Raw genomic sequence first — 12,966 nt, forward strand, 5'->3', positions numbered from 1 at the left:
ATGGCAAAACATAGAAATTATGAAATTTTAAATCTCATAGGCTATGCTTTGGCGAAATTTGATAATGATTTTATTAAAGAATTTGGTTTTTCTACTAAAAACGCCTTTTTTGAATATTGCGTCCAAATCGGCTTGGCTGACACGATCGGTGTTATCAAAAATCGCATGGATTTATTTGATTATTTTTTTCCTAACAAACGCAAAGGTTGGTGGCAAAAAGGCGATGCCTATATCCATAGAAAATTATGGATTGATAGTTTGTTTGGAAATGAAAGCGTTAAGGGTTTTAGCCATATTGTGAAATGGTTTTTGCAAGAACAATACGGAATCAAAGATTTAGACATTACCCCTAACGCTTACCTTAAAACCCGCTATAAAAGCATGCAAGAAACGGGTTTAGAAGCCGAATTGTATTTTTTAAACCACTATAAAAACATCAAAATATTCTCTTGTGGGCATTTAAAAGACATGCGTCTTTTTGGCGATGGGTATGACTTCTATATTCAAACCAACAAGCAGGCGTTTTTAGTGGAAGTTAAGGGCATTAGAGAAAAGCAAGGGGCATTGAGATTGACCCAAAAAGAATACGATCAAGCACAAACTTATAGCCACGATTATGCGCTTGTAGTGGTATTGAATTTGAGTGAAAAACCCTATCTTTTATCTGTCGCTAACCCCTTAAAGCATTTAGAGTTTAAGGCATGCGAAAGAAAACAAAAAAGCATTTTAGAATACCACTTAATAGGGCAAATAAAATAAAATAACTATATTAAAAGTGGGGTTCATTTAATCTAATTAGTAGCAGTGGTTGGAAATTTAGATATAATGAAGAAATTTTATACCAAGCTTGAGAGACGGATGAGAAAATCCGCTTGAATTATCTTAAAAACGAGCCAAGAAAGGAAAAATCCACATGAGCAATCATCATAACAACAAAAAAGAAGAGAATACAAACAAGGTGCAAGCTACCCCCCCCCCCCCCAATAATAGTAACGATGGAGTTACAGAGCCTTTAAAGGTAACCACGCGCTATTTAGAGGTTAAGAATTATAAAAATATTGGCTTAGAGAAAAACGCTTTTGTTGAAGATTTGGATAGTTTTGATCTAGACAATAAGCCTAAGCAACAAATTGAGTTTAAAGCGTTCAAACTTTTTTTAAACCACACTTTCACAGATAAGTTAGGGGGATTGATCATCATTATTGGTGAGAATAATACCGGTAAAAGCAATTTATTGAAAGCTTTAGGGTGTTTTAGCGAGCATGTAAATGAATTTAAGAAAAACTGCACCCCTAATTATGTGGGCTATGAAGAATCGATAAGTTCTTTAAAATTAAGCACCCTTAAAGATAAAAAACCTCAAAATGAAATAACCTTAACCATAGATAGTTCTTCAAAAATCACTTTTAATGAGAGTATTGCAAAGGTTGATTTGCTTGAAGGTGTTTGCTATAAAGCCCTTAACAATGATTTGTTAAGCGAAGAAGACAAGTTATCTTATGAAAAGGCTATTGAAGAGTGCCGAAGTTTAGATCCATACAGAAGGGAGAGCAAATTGTTAGACTTATACAATAGCTATAATAAAACCATCTCTTGCATCCCTAGTAACATTCAAAATGAATTGCCTTCTCAAGTCATTTCTAACATGAGAGATTTATGCGAGGCATTGTGGGAAGAAAATACGCAAAATTTTAGGAGTGATTTTTGCGATAATCTTAAAACCAAGTTTAGAAGCGCTTGGTTAGAAAAAATGATTCAAGATCTAACTGCAAAGACAACCCTAGAAGATAAAAATGAAATCCTTAAAAATTTCAAAGAAAAATTGCTCCCACTCGCTCAAGGGTGGTTTGAAAATGACGACCACAACCACAGAAGTTTGTCTGATTTAAAACTTTCTCAAATCACTATCTGGCGTTTTATCAACGATGATGATTTTCTCAAAATAGAATCTGATGAACCCACCAATGAATTAGAACAAGTTTCTAATAACCAACCTGCAATTTACACAAGCGTAGATGATTTATTGGATAGCGAACCCATAGATGTGTCTAAAATCTCTCGCTTCCCTCAAGTGATTTACTACGATAACAAAAAGCGTTTCAAACATAAGGATTTGATTGTCAAGCCAGAAGAATTGGAAAAAAGTGTCTTTTTTAGGGCGTTTTTTAAAGCTATTGGTGTGAATTTATCAAGCGTTAAGAAAAGTTATTCAAAGGCGAGCGGAAACATTGGTTATTTGACACAATTGCAAGATGAGATCAAAGAAAAAGTTATTTCTAAAATTACCAATAGATTTAACAGGCTTTATTTTCAAAAAGATCAAAACAGAAAATGGTCGTATTTATTTGATTTTAGATTGGACTTACACAATATTTCTCTATCGCTTTTTAAAAAAGATTCCAACAAACAAAAAGAAGTGTTGCATTTAGACGATCAAAGCGATGGGTTTAAATGGTTTTTCAATTTATTTTTTGGTCTTTTATTTGGTAATTCCTTAAAAAAAGATGCCATTGTTTTGATGGATGAAATGGGTTCAAACCTTTCTGTGCCAACTCGCAAAGAGTGTAGGAAATTTTTAAAAGAGTTTGGGCAAAGAGTGGGAGTTACTTTTGTTTTGGTAACCCATGATCCCTTTTTGGTGGATATGAATCATTTAAATGAATTGAGAGTCTTACGCCATGATGAAGAGTCTTTGCAAAGCGTTAGCATTCGTCATTTTTCATCTGTGGATTTGGGCGATAATGGGGCATTGAAAACCATTAAAAAATCTTTAGGCGTGAGCCATAAGACTCTTAATGAAAACGATCGCCTTTTGTTTGTAGAAGGCATTAGCGATTACAATTATTTGAGTGCGTTTAAATTGCTCTATGAACAAGAAAAAAAGGTCTCCTTAGACATGGCGTTTTTAAACATCGTGTTTTTACCCGTTAACGGACTAGGGAATGATGATTTAAAAGAATCAAAAAAGCCACAAATGAAACAAATTTTAGAAACCTTGGCTGAAGAAGAGACAAACGCTACGCTATTAGTGGATGGGGATACAAGGGGTAAGGCATGCGAAGAGTTGAATAAGGAATTAGGCAATAAGCTCAATATTCTAAAACTCAATGATTGCGATGATAGTTTTAAAAATTTCAAAAACATTGAAGATTGTTTCAGCCAAAAGGATAAAATCAAATTGGACTTAAAAAATAAAAGCTCTCGCTCACACACCGCCTATACAAACGCTTTAAAGAATGACTTGCTCTTAAACCCTAATTTAGTGGAAACAGAAACTAAAGAAAATTTTTACAAGCTTTTGGAATGGCTCTATCTTAAAATGGATACTGATAATCAAGTGGGTAATCAAAAAGCTTGATTGGGGCGATAAAAACATTAAGGGAATTAGAAACCAATGGGACACTCTCTAATCATTACAGAGACGGCATCAACTATAGTGTCTCAAACCTTAATGGGAATATCCTACCACAAACGAGTTTAAAACACAAGAGCCATAACAAGAAAAATGGGGGTGTTTGCTTACAGAATACTACAATAAAGAGCGTTTTAAACAACAAACGAAATTAATTAAAAATTGAATCATTGTTGAATAGTTAGCGGCTATAAAGAGAAGCTTGCGTTACCGTCTACTTTGCAAGCGATTACAAAAGAAAAGACATTTAATTCTTTAAACTCTTTTAAAACTAATGCTACACAAAAAAGATTAACAAGGCTTTTAAAAAAGCGTTATTAGGGAGTTAGGGTATCGCAAAAACCCTCCTATGAATTTTAAAATCGCCAAAAGTTTAAGTTTTTGTAGCGAGTTTGTTGATCGCTTCAGCGTTCATGTCATCTTGATGGGTTTTTAGCACTTTAGAATACATGTCCAAAAAGCGGTTGATTTCAATCAAAGCGCTCATCTCACGCACCGCATTGACATTGCTTTTTTCTAGCATGTATTGTCTTAACGCGCCAGAGTCAGAGACTTGATGGACGCCTTCGCCATGATAAGTGTAAAGGTTTTGCCCTATTTTTTTAAGGTTTTTAGGTTCGCTAAAACTCACTAAAGCTAACGCGCCCGCTTGAATTTGGGCTTCATTATCCCTAAAAGTGATTCCGCCATTTTGATCCACTTCAATTTCAGCGTCAGGCATGAGCATGATCCCTCCTTTTTCGTTCAAGCCAGAGCGTGAAAGCACCCTAAAGCCATTAAGAGTAACTAAAAAGCCGTCTTTATCCACGCTAAAATGCCCGTCTCTGGTATAAGCGACTCCCTCATTAGTTTGTATCGCAAAATAGAGGTTAGGGCTTGTTAGGGCAAAATCTAGGGGGTTATGCGTTCCTTCAAACGCGCCAAGACTCCTATCGGTATAGATTTCTGATAGGATAGGCACACGATTGAGGTTGCGGTTTAGATATTTCGCGCTCGCTTTGGTTTGATCTTCTAAAGGCAGTTGCTCTCGGTATTGTTGGTAAAGCCTTAAAAAATCGCTTGTAATCGCATCGTCTCTTTTAAAGCCGTTGGTGTTTAAATTAGCTAAATTGTTAGAGGTCAAATCCAAGCGGTTAAATTGTGTCGCCATAGCACCTGTGGCCGCATAATACCCATTTTGCATGCAATCATCCTTTTAAAAGGAAAAATTATAGCAAAAATTAAATAAAAACCATGATTTATTCTAAATAGGTTTTTTTAGGGAATATGATAACCATAACCATAAAGATAATAATACTCAACATGACATAGCCCACAAACCCCGCTTCAAAACCATGCTGTTTGAATTGTAACGCTACATAACTCGCGCTCCCTCCAAAAAGCGCATTGGCGATCGCATAAGCCAAACCCACGCCAAGCGCTCGCACATGTTCAGGGAATAATTCCGCCTTAATGACCCCAGCAATGCAAGTGTAAAAACTCATGCTGCTCAATGCGAGTATTTCATAAAATAGGGCTTCATACACACTAGTGGCATGCTTGATACCATAAAAGACAACAGGCGTTACAATAAGCCCTGTGATAGCAAAAACCATCAGCATTTGGGTGCGTTTGATTTTATCCGCAAGCATCCCGCATAAGGGCTGTAAGAAGATGAAATAAGAGAGCGCTAAAAGCATGATGAAACTGCTTTCTTTAGGGCTGAATGATGAGCTGTTGGTTAAAAAGATTTTTAAATACACCGTAAAAGTATAAAAACACAAACTCCCTCCCATAGTTAGCCCAAAGACTATCATTAAGGCTTTTTTATGGTTGAGCAATTCCTTTAAACTGCCTCTTTGGGTTTCTTCTTTAATAGTGGTTTTGGAAGTTGTTTTGCTATCCATAGTTTCTTCCATGATATTTCTTAAAAAGAGCGAAAGTAGGGCTAATATACCCCCTAAAGCGAACAAATAACGCCAAGCAAACGCACTGATTTGCTCATGCGTGTAAATATTTTCAACGATAAAGAGCGAAAAAATAGCTAAGAGTTGCCCTCCAACTAAAGTTACATATTGGAAAGAGCCATAAAAACCTTTTTTGCCATTCTTGCCCAATTCAGAGAGGTAAGTAGCGACCACGCCATATTCTCCTCCCACGCTAAAGCCCTGTAAAAGCCTGGCTAATAATAAAAACAAGAACGCCCATTCCCCTACGATTTCTTTAGTGGGGAGCAATGCGAGCATGAAAGAGCCTAGCGCCATAAGGATAATAGAATACACCATAGAAGTTTTACGCCCCTTTTTATCCCCCAATTTACCAAAAAACAAACTCCCCAAAGGGCGCATGAAAAACCCTAGCATGAAAACCAAAAAAGCTGAGATGAGTGCTAGAGTGGGGTCATTGGTGTGGGTAAATTCCTTAGCAAAATAAGGGGCAAGGAACGCATAAGCGTAAAAGTCATACCATTCCACTAAATTACCTGAACTAGCGGCTAAAAGGGATTTTAAGGGTTTTTTGGTGGCGGGTTGAATCTGGGGGTTCATGGCTATCCTTGAATAAAATTTTTAGGTAATTTTACTAGGAGTTAGGGAAACCACAGATAATATTTGATTAATAGGTTAAAGGTTGGTGCCGTTTGTATCATTGAGAAAAGTTTTTTAAAGAAAATGAATTTTAAAAATTAAAAATAATGTTTTTATTGCCAATATTCAATGAAAACAAAACCTAAAAATTTTGCAAAATCTCTCTGTTGCCTTTGGCGTTTCTTGGGGATAAAAAGCCTTGAGCTTCTAATTCGTCAGTAATGGTGGCGGCTTGGTTGTAGCCGATTTTTAATTGGCGTTGTAAAAAACTCGTAGAAGTGATCTTTTTTTCTAAAATCACCGCTTTAGCCCTTTCTAGAATGTCATCGCCTTGATAGTTAGGGGTGTCTAAAGGCATGCGCGATTCTTCTAGCAAGAAATCTTTATCATATTCCACTTCTTTTTGGGCTTTAATAAAATCCACGATTTTTTTGATTTCATCTTCAGTGGCAAAGGGGGCATGCAAGCGCACTAACCCGTTTGTTCCTGGAGGGGTAAAGAGCATATCGCCCCTTCCTAGCAAGCTTTGCGCCCCATCGGTGTCTAAAATCACTTTAGAATCAATCTTAGTGCCTACCCTAAAACTCACCCTTGAAGGCAAGTTGGTTTTAATCAAGCCGGTTACGACATCCACGCTTGGGCGTTGGGTCGCTACAATGAGGTGCAAGCCGCTCGCTCGCCCCATTTGAGCGATTCTAGCGATAGGAAACTCCGCTTCTTTGCCCCCTGTCATCATCAAATCCGCTAATTCATCAATCACCACAATCAAATAAGGGAACGCTTCAACGCCGTTATTTGGGGCTTGTTCATTATAAGAATCAATGGTTTTAACCTTGTATTCGCTCATTAAAGAATACCGGCGCTCCATTTCTTTAGCCACGCTTTGTAAAGCCCCAATAGCTTTTTTAGGGTCTGTGATAATGGGCGTGAGTAAATGAGGGATGTCCGCATAAATGCTAAATTCTACCATTTTGGGATCGATCATCACTAATTTGAGTTGATCAGGGGGGTTTTTATAAAGTAAGGATAAAATCATCGCATTCACGCCCACGCTCTTACCGCTTCCTGTCGTGCCGGCAATGAGCAAGTGAGGGAGCTTTTTTAAATCCGTGATGAAAGGGTTACCCACAATGTCTTTGCCTAAAGCTAGAGTTAGAGGCGAGCTGGATTTTTGAAACAATTCGCTTTCTAGAATTTCTCTTAAATAAATAATTTGGCTTTGGCTGTTAGGGATTTCAATGCCAACGACATCTTTACCTTTAATAGGGGCTTGAATGCGAATGGATTCAGCGCATAAAGTCATCGCTAAATCATCGCTCAAGCCTAAAATACGGCTCACCTTAACATTGGGAGCTGGGCGGAATTCAAAAGTGGTTACAATAGGGCCTGAATAAGTGCGGATAATATCGCCATCAATTTTAAAGGTACGCAGTTTGCTCAATAAATCCTGAATTTTTTGATCAATCTCGTTTTCGTCTAAAGAAGTTTCTTTCAAACAAACCGCATTCAATAATTGCGTGGTGGGAAGCTCATAATCTTTGGGTTTTTGCACTTCACCATAATCCAATCCGTCTAATATCTCTTTATTTTCGCTCAATTCTTTAACCATAACGGGTTTTTTAGTGCTTGTGGGGGTTAGTGGGCTAAAGCTTGGAGCGTTTTGCGTTTCTTTTTCTTCTTCTTTGAGATTTTCTTTTATCGTTTCTTCTATCATTTCTTCTTGCGCGTTTTCTTGTGGGCTTTCTTCTTTTTTAGGGTGGTTGGGGGTGTTGTGGTTTTCTGTTTTGTTATCATTTTCTAGGTTGGGTGCAGATGCGGGCATGATGGGTGTGGGCATGATAGGTTTGAGTGTGGCAGGTTTGGGCGTGGTGGGCGTAAGAGTTTCTTTTGTAAGCGTGGGTTCTCTTTCTTTGGTTTCTTGCTTAGGTTCTTTTAAAGGGGGGTTAGTGGGGTTAGTCAAATCATCAAATCGGTTTCTTTTAGGGTAAATGGTGTAATGGGTAGGGGGGTGTGGGGAAATTTGAACCAAGCCTTCTTGCGGTTCTGAATCATTTAAAGTCGTGTGATAGGGGGTAGGGATCGCTAAAAACGATTCTTCGTTGGGGGCTTTGTGGTTTTCATCAATGGGGTTTTCTTTGAGGTTTTCTTTTTCTTTCTCATTTTTAGTTTCTTTTTTTTGAGAATCTGATGGGGTGTTTTCAAAACCTTCTTTTTTCAGGCTAAAATTAGGGCTAAAAGCCTGTAAGCATTGTTTGTAAATCTCTTTTAAAAGGTTTTGTGTTTTGTTCATATAAGGATAAAAAACGCTTTTAGGGGGTAGTTTGAATAAAATCAAATAAGAGATGACTAGCATGAGCGTTATCAGTGCATAAAGCCCAAAGTCCCCTATAAAAGGGCGTAAAAACAAACGCACGCTGTTGCCGATTTCCCCTTGATTCAACAGGCTAGATTGTAAAAAAAGCAAAGATAAAATGCCTAATAGATGCCCTAAAGTTTTTTCTAAAACGATTTCTGTAAAAGGGTTTTTAGTCTTGTATAAAAGGAATAAAACCCACGCTAAATAGGGTAAATTAATGAATGAAAGATACCCAAAATATTTTTTATTGATTGCGGCAAACCACACCCCAAAACGCCCCACTAAACCGCTATTACCCAGCCATGAAGATAGGGTTAAAAACGCTAATAAAACCCCTATGATTAAAGCCAAATAAAGTTTTTTAGATTTCATCGGTTGCACATGTCTTTAAAAGAGCAATATTCACAATCTTTAACCTCTAAAGTTTTTTCAAAATCAATTTCTTGCTTGAGTTTGGGGATAAGAGAAAATTCCAAATGATCCATTTTAGCCTGTAAAACAAGCTCGTCTTCTTCTAGTAACTCGCCCTTTCTCAAATCATAAAAAAAGGCTTTTATAGGCCCTTTGTAGCCCAGATTTTTAAGGGCAAACGCATAGATAGCCATTTGGTAATCGGTGCTGATTTGAGCGATTTCTATGGGGCTTAAGCTTTTTCGTTGTTTTTCGCTCATGTTGTCTAATTTCAAATCGTTTTTGAATTTGTAATCCAATAAAATAATCTCATTGTCAGCCGTTTTGTCAATCCTGTCTATACGCCCCTTAAAAATAACGCCTTGAATGGCCGTTTCAAAGCTTTTTTCAAGATCAAGGATTTTGATTTTTGTATTAAAGCGTTCTTTTTCTTTAAGATAAAAAGCCTGGATTTTTTTGAGTGCTACAAGAGTGTCTAAACGCTCTTTAGGGGTAATGTTTTCTCTTGTTTCTAAGAACTGAATGAGTCTCTCTTCTAATACATAAGGGTTTTTGTCTTTTTCATAAGCTTCTTTCAATAACTCATGGAGCAAACTGCCCACAGCGCTATTATTTTCGTCTTTAGGGCTTTCTTTGAAGCGCTTCATGTAGTGGTAGTAAAAACGGCGCTTGCAAGTTAAAAAAGCGTTTAATGAGCTAGCGCTAAAGCTAAAATCTTTAGGGATAGCGGCTTTGATTTCTTCTTCTTGGTAGCCTTTTAAAGGGGCTGTTGCAAAAAGCGTGTAAGCGTCTTTGATAGGCTCTATGTGCAAATTTAATTCCAAAAGCATGTTAGAGGCTTTTGAAGTTTCGCTCTCTACATAAGAAAGTGTTATTTCTTTAGAGTTTTTAAAGAGCTGGTAGTAATAGTGTTTTTGCAAATTTTTCTTATCCAATAAAGTGGGGAGGTTGAGCGATTTTCTTAAGGCAGAGTTTAAAAACAAATCGCAATCTTTAAGGCTTGGCACACAAGTTTCATTGAAATCCACAATAACGATTTTATCAAATTGCATGCCCCTTGTCTCTAAAGTGTCCATGACTCGTATTTTGCCCCCACTAGAATCGTCTAAGCGGAAGTTGGCTTCAAATTCTTGCAAATACAAATGCAATAAATCTTTAAGGCTGTAGTTTTTAAGCGTGTCTTTTAGAAGATGATACTGGTGCATGATTTGAGAATGCACTTCTTTTAAGGGCGCTTTTTCTTTAGAGCTTTGTTGTTCTAAAAGCGGGAGCGTAAGGCTTTCCAAATCCAATAGAGCAGACTCACTTGAATTACAATCGCTTGTTTGTAAATCTTCTAAGATTTTTACAAGCTCTGTATAATAAGGGCTGTTTTTAGCCCCTAATCCCATCGCAAAATTCAAATTGTTGTTTTTGTCTAAGAGTTTTAAAAAAGGTAAAAAATCCGCATTAGGCGTGATGATCGCCATTTTATTAGGGTCGTTATCTTTTTGCAAATATTCTTCTATGGTTTGTAAAACTAAAGCGCCTTGTTTTAAATAACTGGAGTTAGCATAAAGCTTTGGCTCTATTTTTTGATCATTAAAAGTTTGAGAAAGGATCTTTTGGGTTTTAAAATCAATGGAATAATCGCAATCTGTTTCTAATTTGAGATTGAGAAATTCCAAGAATTTTTGGTTGTATTTATCGCATGACAAATGTAAAGTGATAGGCACTAACTCCGCCACTTCTAATAGGCATTGCCTTTCAAAAACGCTCATAAAGCCGTCTAAATACCATTCAATGGAGGAAAAATGCTCAAAAAATTCTTTTAAAATCGTGGGCTTTTCTTGCATGATTTTGTCATAAAAGCCTAATTCTTCTAGCTTTTTAATGTAACGATTATAAATCATTTCTAAAACTTCTAAATGCTTTTCATAATCCAAGTAAATGTCTTTAGAAGAAAGTTCATTGAGTTTGATACAAGCAGAGCTTAACTCATCAAACAAATCAAACAAAAAAGAGGTGCTTTCCAAATACCCTAAAAAGCTGTTTTCAAAAAGCAAAAGCCCTTCAAGAATGGATTTTTTTTCTTTAGCGATGGCTTTAATGGTGTCTATCATTAAAATTTGGCGCGCGTTTTTAGGGATTTTCTTTTTATTGGGGATGTAAAAAGCCTGTTCAAAAAAATTCCCCATGCTCATCGTACTAGGCAAAAACCCTTCGCCTTGCTCTAAATAGAAATGTTTTAAACGCCTGGTGGAGCTAAAAACAAATAGGGGGGTTTTTTCTAAAAAAAGTTTTTCTAAGTTCATGCGTTGAGTAACCTTTTCGCTTGAATGGTAATGTTTTCAACGCTAAAGCCAAATTTTTCAAAGAGTTTATCGCCCTTTGCTGAGCTCCCAAAAGAATCCATGCCAATGATTTTATCCGCAAAACGATACCACTCTATCGCACGGCTCGCTTCAATCACTAAGATTTTACCCTTAAAGAGTTCTTTAAGATAGCTTTCATCTTGCTCTATCAATAAATCAAAGCATGGCGTGCTCACCACTTGAGTGGGAATATTTTCTCGCTCTAAAATTTTAGCGCTCTCTAAAGCCAAAGAGACCTCGCTCCCGCTCGCAACAAGCGTGATAATGGGATCTTTAGAGTGGTGTTTAACATATGCCCCTTTTAAAACCTGCTCTTTAGAAACTTCATCTAGCACGGGCAAATTCTGGCGCGATAAAATAAGAGCACTAGGAGCGTTTAAACTTAACGCTATTTGCATGCAAGCCTTATTTTCAAAAGCATCGCTAGGCCTGAAAGCATAAAAATTAGGCAAAGCACGTAAATGGCTCAATTGCTCTATGGGCTGGTGCGTCGCCCCGTCTTCGCCCACGCCAATGCTGTCATGCGTGAATATAAAAAGGGCTTTTAATTTCATTAAAGCGCTCAAACGAATGCTAGGCATTAAATAATCGCTAAACACAAAAAAGGTCGCGCAAAAAGGCACCAACAAGCCATACGCCGCTAAAGCGTTAGTGATAGCCCCCATGGCATGCTCTCTGATCCCAAAATGCAAGTTTTGCCCTAAAGGAAAATCGCCAGAATGTTTTAACTGCGTGTTATTAGACGGGGCTAAATCCGCGCTCCCTCCCAAAAAGCCTTCGCATTCTTTAGCGATAGCGTTTAAAATCATGCCGTTACTCACTCTCGTGGCTAGAGATTCGCCTTTTTTAAAAGTGGGGTAATGGATGGTGTTAAAATCAAAATTCTTCAACGCATGGATTTTTTCTTTTGTTTTAGGGCTTAAGGATTTTTCCCATAAAGCTTCTAAACTAATACCCCTAACTTTCACTTCTTCAAAATGCATTTTGTTTTTTGGGCTAATGATAAAGCTTTCATTAGGATTGATTTGAGCGTTTTCTTTGGATTGTTTTAACACTTCTTTATTTAAAGGCGAGCCATGCGTTTTTTCACTCCCCTCTAAGCCAATAGCCCCCTTACCAATAATCGTATGAGCGATTACAAGCGTGGGTTTATGGGATTTTTTGGCTTCTTCTAAAGCATCATTAATCGCTTGATAGTCATGCCCATCGCATTCTAGCACTTCCCAATTTTGTGCTAAAAAACGCATTTTAACCTGTTCGCTAAAACTAATATTAATAGCACCTTCAATGCTTATCTGATTACTATCATAAATCACGATGAGGTTATCAAGGCGAAGGTGCCCGGCTAAAGAAGCGCTCTCATAGCTAATGCCTTCTTGCAAATCCCCATCCCCACACAAGCAATAGACTTTATGAGAAATGGCTTCTTTATCTAAAAGATTTTGAGCGTATTGGCTCGCCATGCTAAAGCCCACAGCGTTAGCAAAACCTTGCCCTAAAGGGCCTGTGGTGATTTCAATGCCTTCGGTGTGGTGCAATTCGGGGTGTCCTGGGGTTTTAGAGTGTAATTGCCTGAAACGCTTTAAATCTTCTAAACTCAAATCAAAGCCCCACAAATGCAACAAACTATACGCTAACGCGCTCGCATGCCCTCCGCTAAAAACCAACCTGTCCCTATTGAGCCATTTAGGGTTAATGGGGTTTAGATTAAGGTGCAAGCTTAAAACCACCATCACATCAGCCAGCCCTAAGCACACGCCCGGATGCCCGCTATTAGCCTTATCTATCATATCCGCACACAAAAAGCGAAGCGTGTTGGCCATGCTTTTTAATCGTTCTAAGTCAGCGTTACTCAATCGCATCAAATTT

At 37.6% G+C, this 12,966-nt stretch carries 7 protein-coding genes; 2 read left to right on the plus strand and 5 right to left on the minus strand.

Annotated features, from left to right (window positions below; genetic code table 11):
* Complete coding sequence (locus DBU79_RS03955) at positions 1 to 759, plus strand: protein NO VEIN domain-containing protein (RefSeq protein WP_134889680.1); 759 nt, start codon at positions 1 to 3, stop codon at positions 757 to 759.
* Between the two features lie 331 nt (positions 760 to 1,090).
* Positions 1,091 to 3,358 carry an AAA family ATPase gene (locus DBU79_RS03960; protein ID WP_154411677.1) on the plus strand — a complete coding sequence of 756 codons (2,268 nt, stop codon included), beginning with the start codon at positions 1,091 to 1,093 and terminating at the stop codon, positions 3,356 to 3,358.
* A 427-nt stretch (positions 3,359 to 3,785) separates the two neighbouring features.
* Here DBU79_RS03960 and DBU79_RS03965 read toward each other — a convergent pair whose 3' ends face one another.
* From DBU79_RS03965 to tkt, 5 genes are all read right to left on the minus strand, one after another.
* Complete coding sequence (locus tag DBU79_RS03965; protein WP_154411601.1) at positions 3,786 to 4,595, minus strand: flagellar hook-basal body protein; 810 nt, start codon at positions 4,593 to 4,595, stop codon at positions 3,786 to 3,788.
* Positions 4,596 to 4,650: 55 nt separating this feature from the next.
* Complete coding sequence (locus tag DBU79_RS03970; RefSeq protein ID WP_128002079.1) at positions 4,651 to 5,937, minus strand: MFS transporter; 1,287 nt, start codon at positions 5,935 to 5,937, stop codon at positions 4,651 to 4,653.
* Between the two features lie 181 nt (positions 5,938 to 6,118).
* On the minus strand, positions 6,119 to 8,704 hold the full coding sequence (locus tag DBU79_RS03975; protein ID WP_195834224.1) for a DNA translocase FtsK: 2,586 nt from the start codon (positions 8,702 to 8,704) through the stop codon (positions 6,119 to 6,121).
* Positions 8,701 to 11,037, minus strand: a complete 2,337-nt coding sequence (gene addB, locus DBU79_RS03980) for an ATP-dependent deoxyribonuclease AddB (RefSeq protein ID WP_154411603.1) — start codon at positions 11,035 to 11,037, stop codon at positions 8,701 to 8,703. Before addB ends, DBU79_RS03975 begins: the two co-directional genes overlap by 4 nt.
* On the minus strand, positions 11,034 to 12,959 hold the full coding sequence (gene tkt, locus DBU79_RS03985; protein WP_154411604.1) for a transketolase: 1,926 nt from the start codon (positions 12,957 to 12,959) through the stop codon (positions 11,034 to 11,036). Before tkt ends, addB begins: the two co-directional genes overlap by 4 nt.
* Between the last annotated feature and the right edge of the window lie 7 nt (positions 12,960 to 12,966).

The organism is Helicobacter pylori (assembly GCF_009689985.1).
GTDB lineage: Bacteria > Campylobacterota > Campylobacteria > Campylobacterales > Helicobacteraceae > Helicobacter > Helicobacter pylori_CG.